We start from the raw sequence: 25,256 nt of genomic DNA, 5'->3' as shown, positions 1-25,256 counted from the left end.
AACTAAAAATGTTGCGGAAAATTAATAAGCCCACTTCAGGTAGATAGAACCCCAGGTAAACCCGCCGCCAAAGGCCGCCAATACCAGGTTATCTCCTTTTTTAAACTTATTTTCCCACTCCCACAAACACAGCGGTATGGTACCGTTGGTGGTATTGCCGTAACGCTCAATGTTTACAATAACCTTGTCGGCACTGATGCCCATGCGGCTAGCAGTGGCATCAATGATACGCTTATTGGCCTGGTGCGGTACCAGCCAGGCAATATCATCACTGGTAAGGCTATTCTTGTCCATTATCTCAGCAGCTACCTCGGCCATGTTGGTTACCGCAAATTTAAATACGGTTTGACCTTCCTGGTAAGCAAAGTGCTCCATAGCATCCACCGTTTCGTGGCTGGCCGGTTTTAATGAACCGCCTGCTTTTTGGTGCAGATAATTACGGCCGGCTCCATCGCTTTTCAGTATGGAATCTATGATGCCATTGCCTTCTGTATTGGGTTCGAGCAAGGCACAGCCGCCGCCATCACCAAAAATGATACAGGTAGCACGATCCTGATAATTGATAATGGATGACATTTTATCAAACCCTACTACCAGCACCTTACTATGCTTGCCGCTTTCAATAAACTGTGCACCGGTTGACAGGCCATATACAAAGCCTGAACAGGCCGCCTGCAAATCAAAACCCCAGGCGTTTTTAGCGCCTACCTTATCAGCCAAGATGTTGGCCGTTGCCGGGAAGGGCATGTCGGGCGTAGTGGTACAAAAAATAATCAGTTCAATTTCTTCGGCGCTGATGCCTCGCTTTTCGAGAAGCGCCTGTACGGCCGGAACGGCCATATCAGATGTAGCCAAGCCTTCGCCTTTCAGTATGCGGCGCTCTTTGATACCGGTACGCGAGGTTATCCACTCATCGTTGGTATCTACCATAGTTTCCAGTTCCTGGTTGGTGAGCACATACTCGGGGGCGTACCCGTGCACTGCAGTAATTGCAGCATGAATTTTACTCATAGGTATACTAAATTACTGAAAAGCCTGCTTTATTTTCTCTACCAGATTGCTTTCTACCATATCCCGGGTAAGCAGCATCATGTTTTTAATGGCTTCAGGGTTGGAGATGCCGTGGCCTACTACAACCGGGGCATTCACGCCTAAAATAGGACTGCCGCCATATTGCTCGTAGTTGAAACGGTCAAAAAATTCATCTTTAAATCCCTTTTTCAGGGTAATTACATAAAAAGATTCTGACAGTTTTAAAATCACGTTCCCGGTAAAACCATCGCACACGGCAACATCAGCGCTATCTGTAAACAGGTCGCGCCCTTCAATATTGCCCACGAAGTTAAACTGGGTGGATTCCTTCATTAAAGCGTAGGTAGCCTGTGCAAGCAGGTTGCCTTTCTCTTCTTCCTCGCCAATATTCATCAGGGCTACTTTAGGGTTAGCCATGTTATAAATATTTTGAGCAAGCAAACTGCCTAATACCCCAAACTGTAACAGCACATCTGGCTTACAGTCTGCATTGGCACCCACATCCAACAAAATACCCAAACCGCCTTTCAGTTTGGGTACAATAGCTGTCATAGCCGGGCGTATTACGCCGGGTATGGTTTTTACACTAAACATGGAGCCCACCAGCATAGCACCGGTATTACCGGCCGAGGCGAAGCCCTGCAAATACCCCTCTTTCAGCAATTTAAATCCTACACTAATGCTGGAGTCGGGTTTTTGTACAATAGCCTTGGTGGGATGTTCGCTCATACCAATTACTTCGGTGGTATGCACGAATTCCAGCAGATCGGGGTTAAAGTCGTTTTCCTGAAGGATAGGTGCAGCAACATTTTTATCGCCAATGAGCACCAGTTGCTGCCCGGGCGATAATGCTTTATAAGCGGCTATTGCTCCTAAAACTGTTGCTTTCGGAGCATAATCGCCGCCCATAATATCTAAGCCAATCTTCATTGCAGAAAATTAAACTTAGGCAGTTGCAGTATTATCAATCAGTATTTTACCGTTGTAGTACAGGTTGCCGTCAACCATGTAAGCACGGTGAGGTAAATGCACAGCACCAGTAGTGGTACATGTAGTTAAAGTAGGCGCTTCAGCTTTGTAATGGGTTCTGCGCTTTGCTGTTCTTGATTTGGAGAACTTACGTTTCGGATTTGGCATAACTTCCTAAAATTAATTCATTTAATGTTTTTGAGCGCATCCCAGCGGGGGTCTGTGCCCTTGTTTTCATCTTCACTGCCCGACAGCTTATTTAATCTGTCCAGCATTTCTTTATCACAGTAAGGGGTATTCCCTTCATTACCGCAGGTGGCAATAAATGGCACCGCTACTGTAATGTATTCGTATATCAGCCCGGCAATATCAATCTCATGATCGTTTTTGCTCAGGGTAATAATTTCTTCGTCCTGGTCAACTTCCGCCTCGGCAAATTTGGCAATCTGCTGCTCTTTTAAATCAAGCGGCAGCGGAAAAGAAGCCAGGCAGCGGTCGCAGTTCATGCCCACAGTGCCCTTAATGTGAAAGTTAAGGATAAGCATGGTTTCCTGCTTATCCAGCTCCACATGGCATTGCACATCGGCCTTTTTTACCAGTGAATACTCAAACTCATTAAAAAAAGCGTCAGTAATCACATAGTCAAACTCGTGTTTGCCCAGCTTTAAGCCGGTGAACGGAATTGAATATTTCTTTAATGATTTCAATGAGCGATAATTAGCCCGCAAATGTAAGCAAATTCTCGCATGTGGAAAAGTCTTTTTTCAAATAGTTAAATTGTGGATAAGTGCGGTGACAAACAGAGATGAATTATAATGACTCAAGGCTTGATCTATATTAAATGAATGTAGTGAGGATATAATTTTTGTGCTGCTATCCGCATTATGGGTTAGTGTTGTTTTGAATGTTAGTTTACTTTTTGCTTGATCAAAAAGTAACAAAAAATCAAGGCAGAAACAATCCTTCCCCCACACAAGGCCACCGCATGGCCCGGGCGGTTTCTGCCAGTCCACCGCGCCTGGGCGAAGAAGTATTGATGCATTACTTAAGTACGTCATTGCGAGGAACGAAGCAATCTCTCTGCTTAATGCCTTTACTTGACGTATAGAGATTGCTTCGTTCCTCGCAATGACGTGTTAACGATATCTCTACGCTGCTTGGTCCTTCTTAATCCCTGTTTCTTGGTTCTTGACTCTTGGCTCTTGATTCTTTCCTTTGTCAGCCCCTCAGCTTTGGATGAAAGGTGGGCAGCACATAATGGCCCTGAGCGTAAGGAAGAGGTCTTTTAGTGTTTGCACTACCACTCAATAAAGCACAAGCCGCACATACGCAAACACTAAAAGGCCTGTGGTGCTAACTGCCTTTGCAGCGCTGGCCCCGTGCGGCAAAAAGCCTTATGGGGCTGTACTTGATTTTTTGGTTCTTTTGTATCAAGACAAAAGAACAATAACGAAAATAACAGCACAAGCCCAACAAAGCGCATAGCACCATAAACAACAATTAATTTAAAACTTTTACTTCTTAACTATAGTATAATTTCTCACTTTCGCGTGCGTTAGAGCGAGAGTATTGTTTTATGAGAGTTGTGTATAAAAATATATTCAAGGCAGCGGTGTGCATACTGCCCTTATTTTCCTGTTCCAATCATAAAAAAGAGAGCACCACTGCGGCCAGTATACCCTTTGATACCCGCAAGATTTTATACTACGATCCGAAAACGGCCGACCGTAAAATTGATGCCTTTGTGCAAAATTTGCATGCTAAGCATGGCTTTAATGGCAATATTCTGGTGGCTAAAGACGGCAAGATTATTTATGAAAACTCTATCGGCTGGGCAGATTATCTGCGCCGCGATAGCCTAAACATTGACTCGCGTTTTCAACTTGCTTCCGTGAGCAAGCCATTTACCGGCACAGCTACCTTAATGCTGATGGAGCAAGGCAAGCTTAAACTGGATGATAGTGTACAACACTTTTTTCCTGATTTTCCGTACCACGGCATTACCGTGCGTATGCTGCTGAGCCACCAGAGTGGCATGAATAATTATCAGTATGCCTTCGAGAAAGTATGGGACCAGCATAAACCTATGTATAATACTGATGTGCTGGCATTATATAAGCAATATCACCCGCACTATTACAACAAGCCGGGGCAAACCTTTTTTTACAACAATACCAATTTCATGCTGCTGGGGGCTATTATCGAAAAAGCTTCGGGTATGCCTTATGCACAGTTTATGAAAGAAAACATTTTTGATCCGCTGGGGATGAAGAATACCGTTGTGTACTCCAAAGCCAAAGACAAAGCTGTGCCTACCAACGTTTGGGGATATGACCGTGTTTGGCGACGCTCGGTGGTGCCTAATTACCTGGATGGTGTAATTGGTGACAAAGGAATTTACTCTACCGTAAAAGACATGTACCTGTTTGACCAGGGGCTGCAAAAAGGAAAACTTTTGAAACCCGAAACCATGAAAATGGCCTATACACCCACAGCACCTGAGCCCAAACACCATAAACACTTTAATTACGGCCTGGGCTGGCGCTTGTTTACTGAGGATGACGGCAAGGTGGTAATTTACCATACCGGCTGGTGGCATGGTTTTCAAAATATGTTTGTGCGCGATTTGAACAATCACGTTACTATTGTAATTTTAAGTAATGTATTTAATGGCAGCATTGCCCAAATTGATGACCTTTATAAGCTTACCGATATGCCGGTGATTCGTAAGGGCGCTTATGCCGATTAATATAATTTAACCATTATACCATGTTTGATAAAATATTTGAAGCTCAACAAAAAGCAGCCGAGGTAAAACAACGCCTGGATGCTATTACCGTAACCGGCATGGCCGAAGGCGGTAAAATTACCGTTACAGCCACCGGCAACAAAACTATTAAAACCATCAGCATTGAGGATAGCTTTTACCAGCAAGCCGACCGCGAGGAACTGGAAGAGCTATTAGCTGTAGCTATCAACAAAGCGTTAGAACAGGCTGAAAATGCAAGCCAAAGCGAAACCGCTGCCATGGCGCGCAACATGTTTGGCGATTCAGGTGCCCTGGGTGGTATGTTTGGACAATAAAACATTTATTGTTTTTCCCCTTGTCATTTCGACCGTTGGGGAGAAATCTTCTTCAAGCGCTCAATCTATTACAGACGAGCTTGGTTAAGGAGACTTCTCGCTATCGCCCGGAATGACATTTTTGTTTATACAGCATTTTATTCTTTACCTATCTATGAACACCATTCAAACCAAATTAGAAAATGCAGCCAGCGGCCTGCTGATGATGAGCGAATCGGATGAGCCGTTTACTTATGTTTCGGCACCTGCTACAACTATTAATGAGCAACTGGCATTAAGCCTGGCCGGAAAACCCGCCGGCACACCGGTTGAAACCATTACGCTCGATTACCTGCTGCGTAACATGACCAACCCGGCTTCTGGTTCAGTATCGCCGGCTACGGCACAAAAGTTTAGCCAGCTGGCAGCTGCATTAAAGCAGGAACTGGCCGGCTTAACAGTTTACCGTGTAGGTGAGGTACAAATAGACGTATTTATATTAGGCAAAGCCAATGATGGCAGCATTGCCGGAATGCGCACCCGACTGATAGAAACGTAAATTGCAATTATAAGTGCTGATAACAGTACTATTTTATTCCCATGCTGTTTAATTAAACATACAATTATAGCTTTAATCTATGATGAATTGACTAAAGTTATACTTTAAGTAGGTTATGGCATGCTGATTGTAAATTACTTGTTATAATTAACAACATCAATCTACTTAAAAAACATTCATCATGAGCAACTTATTGTATATCATCGCAGTTATTTTAATCATTGGTTGGGCTATTGGCGCATTTGCTTATTCAGCCGGCGGATTAATCCACGTATTGTTAGTAATTGCAATCATCGCCTTAATTTTAGGTTTTCTGAGAAGAGGCACAGCGGTGTAATTAATACTTCGATACATTGCTATAAAAACTAAAGCCACCATACAGTGGCTTTAGTTTTTATACAAGAAACTCAGTTATCAACTCCATTATTATGCCCAGCAATTATTCACTACAGAGATTTGTCGAAGCCCAGCAATCCGACTATCAAACTGCTTTAGCAGAAATCAGTAACGGGCGTAAGCGCAGCCATTGGATGTGGTATATTTTTCCGCAGTTAAAAGGCTTGGGGTTTAGCTCTACATCACAATACTACGGTATTCAGGATATCAGGGAAGCCGAAGCTTATTTAAACCATCCGGTTTTAGGCAGCCGGCTGGTTGAAATCTGCCAAGCCTTACTGAAACAACCCGCCAGAGGTGCCCAACAAGTATTCGGCAGCCCGGATGATATGAAGCTCAGATCGAGCATGACTTTGTTTGCAGCTGCTCCGGGTGCAAATCCTGTGTTTCAACAAGTGCTGAATGAATTTTTCGGCGGTGCTAAAGACACTAAAACATTAAGTTTATTAGCTCAATAGTACGCTTTATCAGCTTTCGCTTTCCATATCATCCAGTTTCTGGTGCAGCTCTTTAATATCGAGCTTTTCTTTCATTTCTTCCAGCTCTTTGTCTGGCCCTTCTTCCATACCCAGTTTTTTCTGAATGTCGTGCAGCATGGTTAGCACTTTGGTAATTTCGTTTTCGGCGCGTACGTTTACCTCAAATTCTACTTGCTGCCGTATCTTTTCTATCCGGTTCTGGCGGTTCTGACTAATTAGTACCGTAATGGAAAGGATAATGGCGAACATAGATACCGCCATAGTGAGTATCGGGAACGGGAAAGGATCAAAGGGTTTAAAGTTGGTGATGAGATTAAGGTTCCAGTCAATCCAAAACACAAAAAAGGCGATGATGATGAACAGAAAGGCCATGCTGCCAAAAGCGCCGATTAAAAAGTTGGCAATGCGATGGCTGTAGCTTTTGGGTATATCCAGCTTTGATTTTACGGGCGCTTCCGGTTCTTGCTTATTTTCTGCTGTTGCCATACATATTGTCAATCAAATACACTTGTTATGAGCTTTTTAACCAATAAAAGTTTAATTTATTGAACGAATATAGCGTTTACCCTTGCTATTTCTGACATTCACACTACTTACCGTATCAACAAAATCACACTACATCTTTTCATATTGCCTACCTTTGCCCTGCTTATGAAATTCACATATTACGGCCATGCCGCCTTCGAGCTGGAGGTGAATGGCAAAAAATTATTGTTTGATCCCTTTATATCGCCCAACCCTTTAGCTTCGGCTATTGATATCAATGCCTTGAAACCGGATTACATCCTGCTTTCGCACGGCCATGGCGATCATATTGCCGATTTATTTACTATTCAGAAAAACAGCGGTGCTAAAGTAATTGCCATTGCCGAAATTGCCGGATGGCTGGCCGGACAAGGCATTGCCGATACGCATGGCATGAACCTGGGTGGTGGTTTTAATTTTGATTTTGGCCGTGTAAAAATGGTAACCGCCCTGCACTCCAGCGGCCTGCCTGACGGCAGCTATGGCGGCAACCCGGCTGGTTTTGTAATCTATGCCGAAGGCAAGAAATTTTACTTTGCCGGCGATACTGCTTTAACTTATGATATGAAGTTATTGGCTGATGAAAATTTAGACTGGGCTGCCCTGCCTATTGGAGATAACTATACGATGGGCATTGATGATGCCGTAAAAGCAGCTGATTTTATCAATTGCAAAAACATCATTGGTGTACATTATGACACTTTTCCACCCATTAAAATTGATGTGGAAGAAGCGAAAGAAAAGTTTGTGAAAGCAGATCTTAATTTAAAACTGCCTGCTATTGGCGAAACGCTTTCGCTTTAAAACAAACTGCTGAAAGTTTAAAACACTTTATAAAGCAAAAGCGCCCTGATGTCATACCAGGGCGCTTTTGCTTTATAATAATGAAGCTTAATTACATTTTAGACATGGTGTCTTTTTTAGTAACTACTTTTTTCTTCTTCATTTTGTTGCCTTTAACTTTTACTTTTTTCGTTTTGATGGTGTCAGTTTGTACTACATCAGCTTTAGCTGGGGTAAACTCATAAGCAAATGCGCTTCCGAAAGAGATAGCAGACAGGGCCATCATTAACATTAACTTTTTCATAGTTGTTTATTTTTAGTTTTCGTATAGTGATTACTGTAATAATTCAACTTCGTTTGAAAATGTTTTAACTTTCGCAACTTTAAATTGTAGTGCCGTGTGGTATTACCGCACGCTTTTTTACTACCACAATACCATCCTGCACGGTGTATGACCCATAATCGCCGTCAGCTATTTTACTGCCACAATTAATGGTTACATTATTACCGATATAGCTGTTTTTATCAATAATGGCATTTTTAATGCAGCAATTATCGCCAATACCCATAATAGGCGTATCGCTTTCCTTCGATTCTTTAATTTGCTCCAAAGTTTGATAATTATCGCTGCCCATTACATAGCAGTTCTCCAGCGTAGTGCCGTGACCTATGCGGGTACGAATACCAATAACAGAGCGCTTTAACAAACTGGCATTGATGATACAACCATCAGCTACCAGGGCTCTGTCCAGCTGGGTGCCTGATATTTTAGAAGGCGGCAGCATGCGGGCACGGGTAAAAATGTGGTGCTTGTCAAACAGGTTAAACCGCGGAATATCGTCCGTTAACTCCAGGTTGGCATCAAAGAAAGATGGGATGGTACCAATATCAGTCCAATAACCTTCATACTGATAACTCAGCACATTATGGGTTTTAATAGACTGCGGGATGATTTCCTTACCAAAATCGGGATGGCTGTTGCCTTCCAATAGTTCATATAGGGTTTTACGGTTAAACATGTAAATACCCATAGAGGCTAAGTACACGCGGCCCTGGTTTTGCATTTCGGCGCTTACATCTGATGCCCAACTCTCGAAATCTGATTTAGGCTTCTCGATAAAGGCCGTGATTTTATTTTGCTCATCAGTTTTCAAAATACCAAAGCCGGGCACATCATTGGCATGTACGGGGATGGTAGCAATAGAAATATCCGCATTTTTTTTCACATGCTGATCTATCATTTCCTGAAAATCCATCTGGTAAAGCTGGTCGCCCGATAAAATGAGTACATACTCAAAATCCCATACGCTCAGGTGGTGCAAGCTTTGGCGTACGGCATCGGCTGTGCCCTGAAACCAACCAGCGCTGGTAGGGGTTTGCTCGGCAGCCAGAATATCTACAAAAGCATCACTAAAGCTGCTGAAGTGATAAGTATTTTTAATGTGCTTGTTTAATGAGGCTGAATTAAACTGCGTGAGCACAAATATACGTTCGATACCGGAGTGCAGGCAGTTGGAGATGGGAATATCTACCAAACGGTATTTAGCTGCAATAGGTACTGCCGGCTTGGAGCGGGTAGCGGTAAGCGGCGAAAGGCGGCTGCCCTGCCCCCCACCCAGTACGATACTTATTACTTTTGAATTCATATTTTAGGAGTTAAGCTTTCATATAATTGGATGTATTGCCTGGCCGACTGATCCCAGGAGAAATCAAGCGCCATCATACGTTTACGTAACAATTGTAAATGGGGAGTGTTCTCAAATAATACTTTTGCCCGGCTAATAGAAGCAACAATATCGGTAACATTGTTTTGGTCAAAACAAATACCATAGCCATCATCTTCGCCAAAATCAATCACCGTATCTTTTAAGCCACCGGTGCTATGCACCACCGGCATGGTCCCGTAGCGCAATGCATATAACTGATTTAAGCCGCAAGGCTCCACACGCGAAGGCATGAGCAGAAAATCACTACCGGCATAAATAAGGTGGGCTAAATCTTCATTATAGCCGATGTACACTTTGTAGTTTTCCGGAAACTGTGGCTCCAGCGCTTTCAATGCTTCTTCCACATCTTTATCGCCGGTACCCAGCACCAAAATATTCAGGTGACCGGCATGCTCGGTTAAGCTATCGCTAAAGGCATCAGCCAGTAAATCGGCTCCTTTTTCTACCACCAGGCGGCCAATGAAAGAGATGAGCGGCAACTCTGGTGACAGGCCGAAACGCTCGCATAGCGCATCTTTATCTTTTTGCTTTTGGGTATCTACCGTTGTAATATCATAGTTGGCAGCTAAGGCGGCATCTGTTGCCGGATCCCAAACCTCGGTATCAATACCGTTAATAATACCCGAACCTTTGGCTCGTTCTAAAAAGAACAGATATTCTAAGCCGTTGGAACGCTCAGCCAGTTCGAGCAAATAACTTGGCGATACTGCCGTGTAATGATTACAGCATTTAATGGCAGAGGCCAGCGGGTTAATTCCTCCGCTCCAGTCTAACAAGCCGGTTGCAGCAGGGTCGATTTCGGGCAAGTAATAAAATTTTTCCCAACCGAAGGCGCCATGGTATTGCCCGTTATGTATAGTAAACACCGTTGGTGTTTTTGACAGCCTGCGGTATAAAGCCGAATGCTGCAGCAGGAAAGGCACCAACCCGGTATGATGATCGTGGCAATGGATCAAGTCGGGCGTTTGCTGGCTCCATGTAATCCAGTCCAAAAAAGAAAGCTGGTAGGCAATGAACTGTTCGCGTTCATCAGGGTAGCTATATACCTCAGGGCGGTCCAGCAAACCGGGGATATGAATGAGGTAAAGCTCGAAACCCAGTTTGTTGGTTTTCTCTTTCCACACTTCAAACTCCAGGCGGCGGTCGCCCAAACGGTTAGAGGCGCGGAACACCACTTCAAACTCGTTTTCGTGCACAAATTTGCGGTCGTAATGCGGCAGCACCACGGCAGCATCAATGCCGGCCAGGTTCTGATACTTGGGTAAAGCGCCCACCACATCGCCCAAACCGCCCACTTTGGCAATCGGGTAACATTCGGCGCTTAAATGATAAACTCTCATAAGATAGGTAAAGGGGTCAAGTTAGAGAATTGTTTAATAAAATACTAAGCGCCCAAATGCAGGATGTGTTTTTATTTAATTTATATTTTAAAGAGGTGAACAGTTATAAGTATATATCTGCAAACAGGATTATTTGTTGATATTTTAATTCATGCGGCTGAATCATTACTCATGCAGGGTAGCCTCGTGGGTTAGCTCATTTTCAATAGGCTGCTGAGTTGGCGGTTTGGGCCAATCAGACGCCGTGAAGTTCAACAGGTAACCAATTACCAGGCCGCAAACCAAACCGCCTGTATGTGCTGCATTATCAACGCCACCAGCCAGCCCCAGCAGCAATGTTAACCCTACAAATATCACACAGTTGATAAGCAAAAACTTTTTAGCATCGGCAGGCACCCTGTTGGTAGTAATTAGTGCCAGGTTAATGCCAAATATACCCATGATTGCTCCTGAAGCACCAACACTAATTACCATGGGATGCCAGTACAAACTGGTGAAACTGGCTACAATACCGCATATTACATAGCTTATGACAAACCGCTTGTTGCCAATAAGCGGCACCAAAAACACAGCACCAAAAAACAGCCCATACATATTGTTTAACAGGTGCATAATGCCACCATGCAAAAATGTACAGGTAAACAAGCGCCACCATTCGCCATTAACTGTTAAAGGCCCGTAATTAGCTCCCCATTTAATTACTCCCTCTGTATCAAAATTCACAAACCCAAGTCCGGCCAGCACCATGGCAGTGTATAGCAACAGATTTAAATCAATAATAACAGGAAGCGCCCATTGCTGTCTGTTGGGTATAAAGAAGGCTGCAACATCCTTGAATTCTGATTCTTTTCTATTATTGATGCCCTTGTTAAACTTTATAACTTCGGTATTGGCCAGCTTCGGAAATAGCAGCATGATTAACCATATACCGGCACCTATACCAAAAGCGCCGAATATCCATTGCAGTTTATTTCCGTTACGCGCAGCAAAAGGATCATGCCGGAGTTCTAAAAATATAGGAGTTGCCTCATTATTAAGATTAAACCTTTTAAGTGCATTTGTGTACCCTTCCCGGTTTTCAGTATTACCAATGCGGTCGAGATAAGTAAACTGTGACAAGTTTTCCTGCTTAAACTTTTCCTCACAACTTTCGGCAAATTCACGAAAGGCCTGTTCCTTTTCTTGGGCACTTCCTCTGTTACTAATTTGTTTAGAATAGGTGATGCCCAGCCATGCATCCGGAGCTACAAATACGTCTTCGGGTGGGTTTGATGTTTTGAGCTGTATTAATATGGCGCCGTCAACTGCACGCATACCATATATTGCTGTTGCGGCTGCCTCTTTCAATACATTTACAGATTTTACATCCTGCGGGTTAATTTCATTTAAGCGTGACGGAGCCGAGGGCACACCATCAATGATAATAAGCGGATGCTTTAAATTTAACTCTGGCAGTTTTACCGAACCCTTATTAACCGCAATTTGCTTTACAATCGGCTGATGGTCCAAAATAGGGCAGGCAACATAAATATTGAAATCTATGTGCTCATTATGTTTACCACTTACTTCGGCTTTATTATAAACCCCAATATGCTTTTTATCAATGTAATATTGCTTTAAGGTGTAATACTTGGTAAGCGAATGAGAATTGAGGGTTGAGGGAGTTGTTAGTTCAGTAAGCTTTCCGGTAGCAGTAAGTAAATATTCCTGTGCAATAACTGTTGGGGCACTAACAGTTATCCAAGCGATAAAAAAGTAGAAGTCAACCAAATCTTTCCCATTTTTACGCTTTAACCTCAAAAGCTTGATGCGTGGGCGTAACCATATCCATATCGGAATAGCAGGCAAACCGAAGGGTAAACCGAAATTAATCCATGTTTCTTTTAAAGCTAACCAACCGGTTTGAATCACCAACAACCAGTTTAAAAATGAGTAAACACTGATGAAGCCAATTGCAATTAATAAATACGGCAGGTATATTAACTTGAGCTTCTTGATAAAAGAATCCATAACGAATAAAATTGTGATAATTACAGACCTCAAATTAAGTAAAATCAGATGAAATTACGCCTGTATAACACCCAATTTAATCTACTTCAAATGGATCGCACATAATCCAATACTTGAACACTTTATAACTTCTATCAATATAATTTTATATTTGAATTGATAAAAACTATAAGTTTCATGACCTTAGTTCAACTTGAATATATTGTAGCCGTTGATACCTATAAAAGCTTTGTACAGGCGGCCGAAAAGTGCTATATCACCCAGCCCACATTAAGTATGCAGATACAAAAGCTGGAAGATACCCTGGGCGTTAAAATATTCGACCGCAGCCATCAACCTGTAACTACTACTGAAGTAGGATTGGAGATTGTGGCTCAAGCCCGTTTAGTATTAGCCGAAAGCTATAAGGTTAAAGAAATCATTGAAGACCGGAACAAGGAACTGGCCGGAGAACTTAAGATTGGAATTATACCTACCGTATCGCCATATATTCTGCCTAAAATTATTTCCCGTTTTATGGAAAAGTACCCGCAGGTAAAACTGCTGATCTGGGAACAGAACACAGAGCAAATTATTCAGCAATTAAAACTGGGCATTATTGATTGCGGCATACTCTCTACGCCCCTTCATGACCATGCCCTACTGGAGTTCCCGGTGTTTTATGAAAATTTTGTAGGCTATGTATCTAAAGCCAGTAAGCTTTACAAAAAGAAACATGTAGCCGCCGAGGAAATAGATATAGATGAACTGTGGCTATTAAACGAAGGCCATTGCATGCGTAACCAAGTACTCAATTTATGCCAGCGCCGTAAAAGCAACCGCGGCACTCAGCATTTTGAATACAACACCGGCAGCATAGAAACCCTGAAGCGCATGGTTGACCAAAACAATGGCGCCACTATATTGCCCGAATTAGCTATAGCTGACCTCACCGAACGCCAGCTGGAAAAAGTACGTTATTTTAAATCGCCCGAGCCAGCGCGCGAGATTAGTTTAGTGGTGCCTAAAAACTATTTAAAACGCCGAATGATAGAAGCGTTAAAGACTGAAATTATTGAGTTTGTTCCCAAACGTTTAAAAAGTCGCAAGAAGAAAAATATCATGAATATCTAACGCATCATTATTTAGATTAATTATAAATAATTTGGTTGTCATATGTTCAAAGTTTACATTTGCACCATTGTTTATAATTGGTCTAAATAAAATGAAGTTTACTTTACTACTTATCTTATCTCTTGTTCAACTTTCAGGCTATACCTATGCACAACAAAACGGAATTGTAAAAGGAACTATTACCACTTCTGATGGTAATCCCGCTGAAGCAGTTTCTGTAGCCATTCCAGGTACTACTGTAGGTGTGATGACTAATGAATACGGAAAATTTCAGCTCAATAAAATAAAACCCGGCACTTATTCTATCCGTGTATCAGCCATTGGCTTAACTACTGAAGAAAAAACTGTTAATGTAGCTGCAGGTACTACTATAATAAATTTTATGCTTCGCGAAAACTCGGGCACCCTTAAAGAAGTAGCCATTACTACCAGTAGAAAACGTTATAAAGTAGATGACCCTTCGCCTACTTTACGTTTGGGCGAGCCTTTAATTCAAGTACCACAAAACATTCAGGTGATTACCAATGACCAGATTAAAGACCAGCAAATCCTGAACATGCTGGAAGGCCCAACGCGCAATGTAAGTGGCTTGGTATTGCAGGAGCACTGGGGTAATTATGCTCTAATTTATGGCCGCGGCGATCGGATTGCTCCTTACCGTAATGGCGTTAACCTGGAAGCTAATTGGGGTCCGTTAAATGAGGACATGTCATTTGTTGACCGTATTGAGTTTGTTAAGGGTCCCGCAGGTTTTATGCTGGCCAGCGGCAATCCTTCCGGCTTTTATAATGTGGTAACCAAGAAGCCTACCGGCGTTACCCGTCAGTCGTTTGATTTTACGGCAGGTAGTTTCAACAATTACCGCGCATCTGCCGATTTTGATGGCAAGCTCACCAGCAATGGCAAACTGCAATATCGATTGAACCTGATGGGACAACTATCTGACTCATGGCGCCCATTTGATTTTTCAAACCGCCTTTCTATTGCTCCGGTGCTGCGTTACAAATTTGATGACAAGAACACATTAACTGCTGAATACACTTACCAACGAGTGCGCATGAGCGCTTTTGGCACCGCTTATTTGTTTTCCACCAAAGGATATAATGATTTATCGCGTTACTTTACCTTCGCCCCTGCCAATTCACCAAGGTCAGATATTTATGATCAGAGTGCTTTTTTAAACTATGAGCATAAGTTTAGCGATAAATGGAAATTTACCGCCCAAGGCGCTTATTTCAACTATAAGCAAAACGCCTATAGCTATTGGATTAACAGCATTGCTGATAATGGCAACGTTGACCGCAGCCTTGGTATTTGGGATGCCAGCAACCGCATTAAATCTTTACAAGCTTTTGTTAACGGCGAAATTAAAACCGGTGCTGTACGGCACCGCATTTTAAGCGGCGTGGATATTGGCGATAAGTTTTACATTGCTGATTACGGCCAGTCCGGCTCACTTGACCCTACTACACCTTTCAATATTTACAATCCTAACAACAGCGCTGTTACTTTACCGGTGTTTGACCATGCCACTCCGCTTAGTGTACGTGGTGCAGGTGCAGTTAGCATACAGCACTATCAATCATTATATGTACAGGATGAGCTTGGCTTCTTTGATCAGCGCCTGCGCTTAACTTTGGCTGGCCGTTATACACATGCTTTAACTGTTGATTCTTACGCGGGAGAGGCAAAGAACAAGCAATTTACTCCCCGTGTCGGCGTAAGCTTCTCTATAGATCCGGCTACGGCGGTGTACGGTGTATTTGATCAATCTTTCCTGCCGCAAAGCGGAACGCTGTTTGAAGGCGGTACTGTAAAACCGGTTACCGGTAATAACCTGGAGGCAGGCATCAAAAGAGATTGGTTTAATGGCAAATGGAGCACTTCGGTATCCATTTATCAAATATTGAAAAATAATCAGCTGGTAAGTGACCCTGCCCATCCTAATGCCAATTATGTGATACAGTTAGGTCAAACTAAAACTCATGGAGTGGAATTTGACGCTCGTGGCGAAATCATTACCGGCTTAAACCTGATGGCCAATTATGCCTATACCAATTCAGAAATTTCTAAAGACACAGATACCACACGCATCGGCGCTCCGGTGCCTGGCTTTGCGCGTCACGTTACTAATGCCTGGTTAACCTATCGCTTACAGCGTGGTACTTTGAAAGGCTTAGGTTTATCTGTGGGTTACCAATGGCAAATTCACCGTTACCCCTGGAGCTTAAGCACCCGCGAAACTGATTTGCCAAACTATTTCCGGTTGGATGCCGGCGCTTCTTATCAATTCAAAAGATTTAATGTAGCCGTAAACGTTAATAATTTGCTAAACGCCTACTTGATTTCTGGCGGCCACCAAGATTATCTAAGCCCAACCGGTAGCACCGTTTACAACTGGCAGGTAGAAGCGCCAACCAATGTAAGGGCAACTATTGGTTACCGGTTTTAAAAAATATTTAGCATGACGGTACGGTCTTCTTTTTTGTTTGTTCATCGCTGGCTCGGATTTGTATCCGGGCTGGTGGTGTTTATTGTGAGTGTTACCGGTTGCATATTTTGTTTTCAGGATGAGATACAGGATGCGATGTACGAGTGGCGGCATGTGCAACCACAGCAGCAGGCCTACCTGCCGCCTTCAATTATCAAACAAAAAGGATTAGCGCAGTACCCCGGCGCTACAGCCAGCTATACTTATTATTATGGAAAAGATCGCCCGGCCATGCTCTACGCCAGTATGCCCAATAAGGAACTGAACCTGATTTACCTTAACCCTTACACCGGCCAGGTACTGCACACGCAAAATACGGCTACCGATTTTTTTACCATCATCAAATATATTCATCTGTACTTACTATTGCCGGCCAATGTTGGCAGTATGGTGGTAGGTGTGTCGGTAGTTATATTCGTCATCCTGCTCATTACGGGTATGATTTTGTGGTGGCCGAAGCGCAAGAGTGATCGCAAGCGCAGCTTTACCATTAAATGGAAAGGCAAATGGCGCCGCGTAAACTATGACCTGCATAATGTACTGGGCTTCTATGCCTGTGGCATTGCCTTGGTACTGGCGATTACCGGCCTGGCCATTGCTTTTCAGTGGGTAAACAAAGGCATGTACCTGGCAGCTAATGGCGGTAAGGACTACCCGGCAGAAAGGGTTATCCCCACATCAGATTCTACCCAAAAAGCAATAAAGCAATTACAACCCGCTATCAATGAGGCATTTTCTGCAGCTCAGCGAATGGCTCCATATGCCCAAATGTACCTCTTTAGTGAGAACACAGCAGCCAATGGCAGTATAGGGGTAACAGCTTATCCAAATTCATTACGATTTGACCATAACAGCTATTATTACTTCGACCAATACAGCGGCAAACTGCTGAGTGCTGTACCTTATGCTAAAAAAAGCGCAGGGCAAAAATTAATTGAAATGAACTATGATATTCATGTAGGCCAGATCTTCGGCATTACAGGTAAAATCATTGCCTTTTTAGTAAGCTTCATTTGCGCCAGCCTGCCGCTCACCGGCATCATCATCTGGCTGGGTAAGCGCAAAAAGCCGAAAACTCAAAAAGTAAAGCATGTAGTACAGCGAAGGGAAAAAGCAATGGAAGGCAAACCTAAGTTTATGCCCAGAACAGCGGTGCTGAATAAAGGCGCTAACTGACCATATTTAAACGGTAATTTCTCGATAGCGAAGAAGATGTAGTTGGATTCTTCGCTATTGTTTTTCACACAAATACAACCATTGCCACCCTAAGGCACTCGAAGGGTAGTTGCAGAGCCATTCATAGCAGCGGTCTGTGACCATGCTTCGAGTGCCTCAGCATGACCTAATAATAAATAGGTAATAAGCTACTTCAGCTCTATTACCACATCATCGCTCAATGCATACCCTGTGCAGGTGAGTATCCAGCCCTGGGCTAAATCTTCATCGGTTAACACTTCGTTTTTCATCAGCTCTACTTTACCGCCGGTACAGCGGGCGGCACAGGCCGAACATACGCCGCTGCGGCAGCTAAAGGGTAAGCGTATGTTATTTTGCCAGGCGGCCTGTAAAATAGACTGGTTTTCGCCCGCCACTACATCATGCCACTCATTATTAAAAAAGATACGCAGTTTATGGGGCGGAAAGTTAGTAATAGCGCTCAGCACCGGTACAGTTTCCAACACAAAGTTTTCGCGGTGGATGTGGTTAGGCTTTACATCCATAAACTGCAGCGTAAGCCGCACCATCCGCATATAATCAAATGGGCCGCAGAGGTAAAATTGCACATCATGCAACTGCCCTGACGGGATAATTTGTTGAACCAGTTGCTCTACCCCAATATTATTTAAACGCTTGTGCTGACTGCTGATAAAATAATGAATACTGAAGCGGTTGCTATGTTGGGCTGCCAACACATCCAGCTCTGGTTTAAAAATAATGCCATTCTCTTGCTGACTACTATAGATGAGCATAATGCGGCTACTCCCTTGCCGGGATAACAAATACTTCAGATGGGCGTATACAGGCGCAATGCCGCCACCAGCAGCAAAGTACACCAAATGCGGTGCCGTTACAGGTTCGGCAACAGTAAACTTACCAGCTGGCGGAATGGCCGGCCATACATCACCAACCTTTGTATGCATCAGTAGAAAGCGCGATATTTCACCATTCTCTACTCGCTTTACCGTAATGGCCAGCAGCTCTTCATCAGGCGATGAACTCAGGGAGTACGAACGCCTGATTTCTTCTTGGTGGTGCTGAAACAGCAACGTGATAAACTGACCAGCCAGGTAATTTACCTTTTGGCCCGACAGTTCCTTTAAATAAAAAGTAGCTGTATCCGGCGTTTCCCAAACAATGCGCTCTACACGTAACTGAAGCTCATTTGCCATAGGTTTTATTTAGCAATGCCCCGGCCAATTACACTATGTTTTTTACCGTAGGCGAAATAAATCACCAAACCAATGGCCAGCCATATAATCAAACGTATCCAGGTATCGCCGGGCAAAAAGGTCATCATGCCAAAGCAGGTCAATATACCCAGGATAGGCACCAACGGAACCAATGGGGTTTTAAAAGGCCGGTGTAAATCGGGCTGCTGCTTACGCAGGATAATTATCCCGGCGCAAACCAGCACGAAGGCCAGCAGTGTACCGATGCTGGTCATTTCGCCTACCACGCTAATAGGCACAAAGGCCGCAAACAGGGCGATAAAACCGCACAGTACCAGATTAGATTTCCAGGGGGTACGGAATACCGGGTGTACATCAGAAAATACTTTGGGCAGCAATCCGTCTTTCGACATGGAGAAAAATACGCGCGACTGGCCCAGCAAATCAACCAGAATCACCGAGGTATAACCAATCAGGATAGCCAGCACAATAGCTTTATTCAGCCACAAATAATGCGTTTTTTCAATAGCAATAGCCACCGGTGCACCCGAGCCGATGAACTCCTTATAATTCGCCATCCCGGTCATTACATAAGCAAACAGTACGAACAGAATGGTACATACCACCAGTGAGCCAATGATACCGATAGGCATATTGCGTTGCGGATTCTTAGCTTCCTGCGCTGCAGTTGATACGGCATCAAACCCAATGAATACAAAGAATACCAAGCCTGCGCCACGCAAGATGCCCGACCAGCCATACTCGCCCCAGGTACCTGTATTTTGCGGAATGTAAGGATGATAATTAGCCGGATTGATAAAATGCCAGCCCACCGCAATAAACACCAGCACTACGCCTACCTTTAAAGTAACCACAATGGCATTAAATAAAGCCGAACCTTTGGTACCCCGTATGAGTATACCGGTAATCAGGATGACAATAAGTACAGCCGGTAAATTGATAATACCATGCACACTACTGCCGTTAGCTGCCTTAGCGGTTTCAAAAGGCGACAGCATCAATTGCGGCGGCAGGTACAAGCCGTACCATGACAGGAATTTGGACAGGTACTGCGACCAGCTGATGGCTACTGTAGCCGCACCTACCGAGTATTCCAATACCAGATCCCAGCCGATGATCCAGGCAAAAAGCTCGCCCATGGTAGCGTAGGAGTAAGTATAAGCACTACCTGCCACGGGTATCATGGCCGAAAATTCGGCATAGCACAAAGCCGCAAACGTACAGCCCAGTGCCGCAATAATAAATGATATGGTAACCGCGGGCCCCGAATGCTGCCCAGCTGCAATGCCCGTAAGGGAAAACAAACCGGCCCCGATGATGATACCGATACCAATCAGTATCAGGTTAACCGGCCCCAGCGAACGCTTTAATGATTGCGAACCTTCGTTTTTAGACTCCTCGATGAGTTGAGGGATGGATTTTTTGAGCATGAAAGGCGTTATATTCTATTTAATTTTAAATGTTATGTTAAGCGACAGCGAAGCAGCTGTATATCAACATTTACAAGCAAAGTACCATTGTCATGTTGAGGCACTCGAAGCATAGGCGCACAGGCTGCTGCTATGAATGGCTCTGTAACTATTTTCCTGACGCTCGTTTGCAAGGCGATAAACCGGCAAAGCGCAGAGGCCTTACAAACGCGCCCAACATTTTTAAGCGGCTCGTTATAAACGAGCATAAGGTGGGTTCTTCGCCTTTTGAAACACTGCCATTGTCATCCTGAGCCACGTCGAAGGGTAGTTGCATAAACGCTCCTATGTATGGCCTGTGCACCCATGCTTCGAGTGCCTCAGCATGACAGTGTTGATTCACTTGTAGATATCAATTGTACAGGTGCTGCTTCGCTATCGCTCAGCGTAACATTGTTTTTATTTTACTTTCCAATAATATTGCAATTCACCAGCACCAGTTTACCGAACTGGGCCGAATTACCCATTTTATCAACCGCCTGCTGTGCCTGGGCCATTGGGAAAACTTCATCAATTACAGGTACAATCTGGTGCTCGTTAACGAGGTTAACCATGGCTGTAAACTCTTCGATGGTACCCATAGTGGTGCCTAAAATTTGTATCTGTTTCCAGAAAATTACCCGGCCGTTTAATTCAGGAATGTTACCTGCCGTACCGCCAAAAAATACAATGCGGGCACCTGGGTTACATAAGTCAATCAGTTTAGCAAAGCCATCGCCCAGGGCGCTGTCAATAATTACATCGAAACCACCTGCCAGTTCTTTCAACTGCTCGGCCCAGTCCTGCGCTTTATAGCTTACCCCGGCTGCCGCGCCTAGTTTGCGGGCCTGCTCAATCTTTTCGCCCGAGCCGGAAGTTACGAACACCTGGCATCCTGCTGCTACGGCCCATTGTAAGGCAAAGCTGCCGGTACCTGCACCTACGCCGCTCACCAGCACTTTATCACCTTTTTTTAACCTACCCTTTGTAAACAAGGCGCGGTAAGCGGTTAAGCCAGCCAGCGGGATGGCCGCTGCCTGTTCCCAGGTCAGGTGCGCCGGTTTCTCGGCCAGATACTCGGCCCGTACTTTTACATATTCGGCCAGAGTACCCTCTTCGGGCAATCCTAAAATCTTAAAATCTGCAGCCTGATATTCCGGGTGCTCGCCCCAATCATGACTGGGGTTAATAATTACTTCTTTGTTGAGCCAGGCCTGTCCGGCTTCATCAGCCGCTTCTACTACTACACCCGAACCATCAGACCCTAAAATTGACGGGTATTTGATACCGGCGTATTGGCCAATGGTAATCCAGTAATCGCGCCGGTTAAGGGCGGCAGCTTTAATTTGCACCAGCACTTCGCCTGAGGCCAGTGTGGGTTTCTCTACTTCCTGTATGCTTAGCGGCTCGTCTTTGCCGGTCAATACTACTGCTTTCATAGTTAGTTGTATATAGGGTTGTAACAATTGTCCGCAATAATAGTGTGTTTATAATTAGTATACTAAGTTAGTAGAGTTTTTATGACAAGTAGATGAGGGTAGATGAGGTACACAAACCAGGTAGTGACACATTTATACCACTGCTGCGGGTGCTGTGTGGTGCTGCGCACTGCTTCAGGGTGCTGCGCCTGCTGCGTAGCGCTGCACATGCTGCGTGCAGCACCCTGAAGCACCATTAAAATTAAACACAGGACACAAAAAAAGCGGCAAGTTAACCTGCCGCTTTTTTTATTGAATGCGAAATGCTTAGGCAATCGCTTTTTTATACAGTTCCGCTACGTGGTTCCAGTTAATCACGTTCCAGATAGCACCCAGGTAATCAGGGCGACGGTTTTGGTATTTCAGGTAGTAAGCATGCTCCCAAACGTCGATACCTAATATTGGTGTACCTTTTACCGCAATTTCCGGCAGGTCCATCAATGGGTTATCCTGGTTAGGGGTTGAGGTTACCGCGAGTTTTTTATCGGCAGTAACTACCAGCCATGCCCAACCTGAACCGAAACGGGTAGCACCAGCTTCGTTCATTTTGGTTTTCAGCTCGGCTACCGAACCAAAAGTACTGGTAATGGCTTGTGCCAGTTCGCCTGTAGGCTCGCCGCCACCGTTAGGTGATAACAAAGTCCAGAATAGGGTGTGGTTATAGTGGCCGCCACCGTTGTTACGTACAGCAGCAGGGTATTTAGAAATGTTTTTTACAATCTGCTCAATGCTTTCATTGGCTTCGGGCTTGCCTTCCAGTGCCTTGTTCAGGTTGGTTACATAAGCCTGGTGGTGCTTGCCATGGTGAATTTCCATGGTCATTTTATCAATGTGCGGTTCGAGAGCGTCAGTCGCGTACGGTAACGCCGGTAGGGTAAATGCCATAAGAACTATTTTTTTAAGGTTAAAAAATGTATATGTGCAAATATAAAGGCCTCAGCCTGATATTTGTTCAGTTTAATGTTAAGTTTTGAGGCGTTTGCTTTTAAAGAAGTCTTTTACCAGCTGCGAGCACTCATTTTCGCGTATACCACCGGTAATGGTAGTTTTAGGATGAGTTACCTTTTGGTTTAGCCGCCCAAAGCCCAACTTAGCATCATAAGCCCCAAACACAATACGCCCTACCTGGAACCAGTAGGAAGCACCAGCACACATTACGCAAGGCTCCATAGTTACATATAAGGTACAGTCTTTTAAATATTTGCCGCCTATATAATTGGCCGCTGCCGTAAGCGCCTGCATCTCGGCATGGGCCGATACATCATTTAAACGCTCGGTTAAATTATGCCCCCGGCCAATGATTTGTCCGCGGCAGGTGACCACAGCGCCGATAGGAATTTCATCTTCGGCCAAAGCCACTTTGGCTTCGCGCAGGGCCTCAGCCATAAAAAAGTCATCGGGCGATATTGCAGGTTCTTCATCGCCGAAGGTAATATATCTCATGTAATGGATTTAAAATTCAAGGGCAGAGGCTATGTGCTTGCCATGCAAATATAAAGGCTTCGGGGAAGCACGGCGAACAAGGATATAATTAAATCTTTTCCTGTCATTTCGACGATAGAAGAAATCTTCGTCATCAATGCTGGTCTACTGTAGACCTATCGCCCAAAGAAGATTTCTCCCTACGGTCGAAATGACAAGTTGGGAAGGTATAGTAATTAAATCAACTTACTCCCATTAGGCACAGGCCTTTCCACAGCCGTAAGCACAATATCACCGTTTTCATCGGCAAAGCCGGTTACTAAAAACTCCGACATAAAATTGGCAATCTGCTTTTTCGGGAAGTTGGTAACGCCCACAATCTGCCGGCCTACCAGCTCCTCTTTGGTATAATGCCTGGTGATCTGCGCGCTCGACCAGCGGATGCCATATTCACCAAAATCTACCTGTAATTTATAGGCCGGTTTACGTGCTTCCGGAAAATCCAGTACCTGCAGCACCGTTCCGGCCCGCAGCTCTACTTTTTCAAAATCAGTCCAGGTGATGGTTTGCATAGGGCGAAGATAGTAGTATGAAACAAAAATGTCATGCTGAGCGATGCGAAGAACCTGTACTTAGGCTAACAAGTGTACAGATTCTTCGCTGTCTCTCAGCATGACAAATTAAATAAGTTTATCTCAACTTTTAACTGTTAATCGTAGCTATGCCGTTCTAAATCAAAGTCAGACTGGGCACTGATGATGCGCTTGCGGCGTTCAATATCTACATCCAGCTGGTGATCAAACGTACTGTCGGTTACAGCCACATCCCGGTCCCGGTCGCGGTCGGCAAAATGGATGTTGGCTTCAGCAATGCGGTGTATGGCCACGTCATACGGCCCACGGGGCGACATTAGCTTTACCAGCACCGGCAAACACTCAAACAGAATAAACAGATAGGCAATAAAAGATTCGGCCATGTAGGTGTCCAGGTCTTTCTTGCCCTCGTTGGTAAAAGCCAGCTGGCCCAGCGCCCAGTTACGGTCGGCAAAGCCGGCAATATTGGCTAGGCTGTCCAGTTGCTTGTCGGTAAACAAACGTGTACTGTTTAGCCCTTCATAACTTTTACGCTCACTTAGGTACTGCTCCAGTTTGCCCAGCTCCTGGGTTACGGTTTGCAGGCGAGCCTGCTTCTCACCTAATACCGCTTCCTGCCGTTTGGCGTTGCTGCCGTAGCCGGCCATACCCGAGGTTTGGTCATTCTTCGAGCCAAATACCTCTTCATTTAACAGCACGCGAGAGCGGTTGATGTCTTTGGTTAATGAATCTCTTTCCAGTTGCAAATCTTTCAGCTTGGCAAACTCATTGGTATATTTCTGATTGTACGTTTTCTGCAGTGTATCAATACGGCGGTTCTGCCCTTTCAGATAAGATGTTTTGAGTTTTTGTCGAATTTCTTTGTCAAAAATTTTCAGCTCCAGCGGACGCGATATCACCACACCAATCATAATGGCCAGCAAAATACGCGGTGTAGCCTGCAGTATTTGCTGATTGGTGCTGCCCTGTTTATTGATGCTGCCAACTATATAGCGGTCCATGTTAAAAATGGCCGTGCCCCAAATTAAACCGAACAGAATAGCAAATACCACGGCCAGTGGGTTGCCACTGAACACGAAGTACATGGCATAGCCGCCTGATAAAGAAGCGAATAAAGCCGTAAAAAATATAGTAGCGCCAATACCCACATATTTATTATGCTCAATGGGGTATTTGCGTAAAGTTTCTACATGCGCTCCTGAACAGAACCAGAAGAAGCGGGTAATTTTTTTCATTTAAATCTAAGCTTAGCTTTTAATGCTATTTATTAGAACGCCCGGGGTACCTGAATGTTACAACGCAGAGATGGGAATATTATAAGGATGATGTTAAGATGATGAACTATTTTCATTATTTTTTTGCCTTGATGCAACGTACCGGAAATTTCTGCGTCATTTAACTCAGATAACTCATCACA

Annotated in this window: 25 protein-coding genes; 9 read left to right on the top strand and 16 right to left on the bottom strand. The window is 44.3% G+C overall.

Annotated features, from left to right (window positions below; genetic code table 11):
• Positions 1 to 21: 21 nt before the first annotated feature.
• Genes ACYVNW_RS15390 through ACYVNW_RS15375 form a run of 4 tightly spaced genes read right to left on the bottom strand, consistent with a single transcriptional unit; the run spans position 22 to position 2,708 of the window.
• Positions 22 to 1,011: a beta-ketoacyl-ACP synthase III gene (locus ACYVNW_RS15390; protein WP_460680763.1), complete on the bottom strand. Its 990-nt coding sequence runs from the start codon at positions 1,009 to 1,011 to the stop codon at positions 22 to 24.
• 12 nt (positions 1,012 to 1,023) lie between these two features.
• Positions 1,024 to 1,962 (bottom strand): phosphate acyltransferase PlsX, encoded by a 939-nt coding sequence (gene plsX / locus ACYVNW_RS15385; protein ID WP_460680762.1) that lies wholly within the window; start codon positions 1,960 to 1,962, stop codon positions 1,024 to 1,026.
• A gap of 15 nt (positions 1,963 to 1,977) precedes the next feature.
• The gene (gene rpmF, locus ACYVNW_RS15380; protein ID WP_460680761.1) at positions 1,978 to 2,169 is read right to left on the bottom strand and encodes a 50S ribosomal protein L32; all 192 of its coding nucleotides are present in this window, start codon (positions 2,167 to 2,169) and stop codon (positions 1,978 to 1,980) included.
• Positions 2,170 to 2,186: 17 nt separating this feature from the next.
• Complete coding sequence (locus ACYVNW_RS15375; RefSeq protein ID WP_460680760.1) at positions 2,187 to 2,708, bottom strand: YceD family protein; 522 nt, start codon at positions 2,706 to 2,708, stop codon at positions 2,187 to 2,189.
• A gap of 869 nt (positions 2,709 to 3,577) precedes the next feature.
• Between ACYVNW_RS15375 and ACYVNW_RS15370 the strand changes: the two genes are divergently transcribed.
• From ACYVNW_RS15370 to ACYVNW_RS15350, 5 genes are all read left to right on the top strand, one after another.
• A complete protein-coding gene (locus tag ACYVNW_RS15370; protein ID WP_460680759.1) occupies positions 3,578 to 4,750 on the top strand; it encodes a serine hydrolase domain-containing protein in 1,173 nt (390 codons plus the stop codon).
• Between the two features lie 20 nt (positions 4,751 to 4,770).
• Positions 4,771 to 5,085, top strand: coding sequence for a YbaB/EbfC family nucleoid-associated protein (locus ACYVNW_RS15365; protein WP_460680758.1), 315 nt, complete (start codon positions 4,771 to 4,773; stop codon positions 5,083 to 5,085).
• 154 nt (positions 5,086 to 5,239) lie between these two features.
• The gene (locus ACYVNW_RS15360; RefSeq protein WP_460680757.1) at positions 5,240 to 5,623 is read left to right on the top strand and encodes a nuclease A inhibitor family protein; all 384 of its coding nucleotides are present in this window, start codon (positions 5,240 to 5,242) and stop codon (positions 5,621 to 5,623) included.
• 181 nt (positions 5,624 to 5,804) lie between these two features.
• The gene (locus tag ACYVNW_RS15355; protein WP_460680756.1) at positions 5,805 to 5,960 is read left to right on the top strand and encodes a lmo0937 family membrane protein; all 156 of its coding nucleotides are present in this window, start codon (positions 5,805 to 5,807) and stop codon (positions 5,958 to 5,960) included.
• 91 nt (positions 5,961 to 6,051) lie between these two features.
• A complete protein-coding gene (locus tag ACYVNW_RS15350; protein WP_460680755.1) occupies positions 6,052 to 6,477 on the top strand; it encodes a DUF1810 domain-containing protein in 426 nt (141 codons plus the stop codon).
• Between the two features lie 9 nt (positions 6,478 to 6,486).
• On the opposite strand, the gene ACYVNW_RS15345 is transcribed toward ACYVNW_RS15350, so the two are convergent.
• Positions 6,487 to 6,984, bottom strand: coding sequence for a DUF1003 domain-containing protein (locus ACYVNW_RS15345; protein WP_460680754.1), 498 nt, complete (start codon positions 6,982 to 6,984; stop codon positions 6,487 to 6,489).
• Between the two features lie 165 nt (positions 6,985 to 7,149).
• Here ACYVNW_RS15345 and ACYVNW_RS15340 point away from each other — a divergent pair, with 165 nt between their 5' ends.
• The gene (locus ACYVNW_RS15340; protein WP_460680753.1) at positions 7,150 to 7,827 is read left to right on the top strand and encodes a metal-dependent hydrolase; all 678 of its coding nucleotides are present in this window, start codon (positions 7,150 to 7,152) and stop codon (positions 7,825 to 7,827) included.
• Positions 7,828 to 7,918: 91 nt separating this feature from the next.
• Here the strand turns inward: ACYVNW_RS15340 and ACYVNW_RS15335 are convergent, their stop codons facing one another.
• From ACYVNW_RS15335 to ACYVNW_RS15320, 4 genes are all read right to left on the bottom strand, one after another.
• Entirely contained in the window at positions 7,919 to 8,110 is a 192-nt protein-coding gene (locus tag ACYVNW_RS15335; RefSeq protein WP_460680752.1) for a hypothetical protein, read from the bottom strand.
• A 79-nt stretch (positions 8,111 to 8,189) separates the two neighbouring features.
• Positions 8,190 to 9,452, bottom strand: a complete 1,263-nt coding sequence (locus ACYVNW_RS15330) for a glucose-1-phosphate adenylyltransferase (RefSeq protein WP_460680751.1) — start codon at positions 9,450 to 9,452, stop codon at positions 8,190 to 8,192.
• Positions 9,449 to 10,873 carry a glycogen synthase gene (locus tag ACYVNW_RS15325; RefSeq protein WP_460680750.1) on the bottom strand — a complete coding sequence of 475 codons (1,425 nt, stop codon included), beginning with the start codon at positions 10,871 to 10,873 and terminating at the stop codon, positions 9,449 to 9,451. The genes ACYVNW_RS15330 and ACYVNW_RS15325 overlap by 4 nt, the downstream gene beginning before the upstream one ends.
• A gap of 165 nt (positions 10,874 to 11,038) precedes the next feature.
• Positions 11,039 to 12,883 (bottom strand): rhomboid family intramembrane serine protease, encoded by a 1,845-nt coding sequence (locus ACYVNW_RS15320; RefSeq protein WP_460680749.1) that lies wholly within the window; start codon positions 12,881 to 12,883, stop codon positions 11,039 to 11,041.
• Positions 12,884 to 13,060: 177 nt separating this feature from the next.
• Between ACYVNW_RS15320 and ACYVNW_RS15315 the strand changes: the two genes are divergently transcribed.
• The 3 genes from ACYVNW_RS15315 to ACYVNW_RS15305 all read left to right on the top strand — a co-directional run bounded on the left by ACYVNW_RS15315 (position 13,061) and on the right by ACYVNW_RS15305 (position 17,663).
• Positions 13,061 to 13,996: a LysR substrate-binding domain-containing protein gene (locus ACYVNW_RS15315; protein WP_460680748.1), complete on the top strand. Its 936-nt coding sequence runs from the start codon at positions 13,061 to 13,063 to the stop codon at positions 13,994 to 13,996.
• A gap of 91 nt (positions 13,997 to 14,087) precedes the next feature.
• Complete coding sequence (locus ACYVNW_RS15310; protein WP_460680747.1) at positions 14,088 to 16,448, top strand: TonB-dependent siderophore receptor; 2,361 nt, start codon at positions 14,088 to 14,090, stop codon at positions 16,446 to 16,448.
• A 12-nt stretch (positions 16,449 to 16,460) separates the two neighbouring features.
• The gene (locus ACYVNW_RS15305) at positions 16,461 to 17,663 is read left to right on the top strand and encodes a PepSY-associated TM helix domain-containing protein (protein WP_460680746.1); all 1,203 of its coding nucleotides are present in this window, start codon (positions 16,461 to 16,463) and stop codon (positions 17,661 to 17,663) included.
• Between the two features lie 188 nt (positions 17,664 to 17,851).
• Here ACYVNW_RS15305 and ACYVNW_RS15300 read toward each other — a convergent pair whose 3' ends face one another.
• From ACYVNW_RS15300 to ACYVNW_RS15270, 7 genes are all read right to left on the bottom strand, one after another.
• Positions 17,852 to 18,877, bottom strand: a complete 1,026-nt coding sequence (locus ACYVNW_RS15300) for a flavin reductase family protein (RefSeq protein WP_460680745.1) — start codon at positions 18,875 to 18,877, stop codon at positions 17,852 to 17,854.
• A 5-nt stretch (positions 18,878 to 18,882) separates the two neighbouring features.
• Positions 18,883 to 20,328, bottom strand: a complete 1,446-nt coding sequence (locus ACYVNW_RS15295; RefSeq protein ID WP_460680744.1) for an amino acid permease — start codon at positions 20,326 to 20,328, stop codon at positions 18,883 to 18,885.
• A 443-nt stretch (positions 20,329 to 20,771) separates the two neighbouring features.
• Positions 20,772 to 21,785 (bottom strand): quinone oxidoreductase family protein, encoded by a 1,014-nt coding sequence (locus ACYVNW_RS15290; RefSeq protein WP_460680743.1) that lies wholly within the window; start codon positions 21,783 to 21,785, stop codon positions 20,772 to 20,774.
• 306 nt (positions 21,786 to 22,091) lie between these two features.
• Positions 22,092 to 22,709 carry a superoxide dismutase gene (locus tag ACYVNW_RS15285; RefSeq protein ID WP_460680742.1) on the bottom strand — a complete coding sequence of 206 codons (618 nt, stop codon included), beginning with the start codon at positions 22,707 to 22,709 and terminating at the stop codon, positions 22,092 to 22,094.
• Positions 22,710 to 22,787: 78 nt separating this feature from the next.
• On the bottom strand, positions 22,788 to 23,267 hold the full coding sequence (locus tag ACYVNW_RS15280; RefSeq protein WP_460680741.1) for a nucleoside deaminase: 480 nt from the start codon (positions 23,265 to 23,267) through the stop codon (positions 22,788 to 22,790).
• A gap of 215 nt (positions 23,268 to 23,482) precedes the next feature.
• Positions 23,483 to 23,818, bottom strand: coding sequence for a tRNA-binding protein (locus tag ACYVNW_RS15275; RefSeq protein ID WP_460680740.1), 336 nt, complete (start codon positions 23,816 to 23,818; stop codon positions 23,483 to 23,485).
• 137 nt (positions 23,819 to 23,955) lie between these two features.
• Positions 23,956 to 25,074, bottom strand: a complete 1,119-nt coding sequence (locus ACYVNW_RS15270) for a DUF4407 domain-containing protein (protein ID WP_460680739.1) — start codon at positions 25,072 to 25,074, stop codon at positions 23,956 to 23,958.
• Between the last annotated feature and the right edge of the window lie 182 nt (positions 25,075 to 25,256).

It is taken from the genome of Mucilaginibacter koreensis (assembly GCF_054783355.1).
This window is presented reverse-complemented; position numbering and strand designations above follow the sequence as displayed.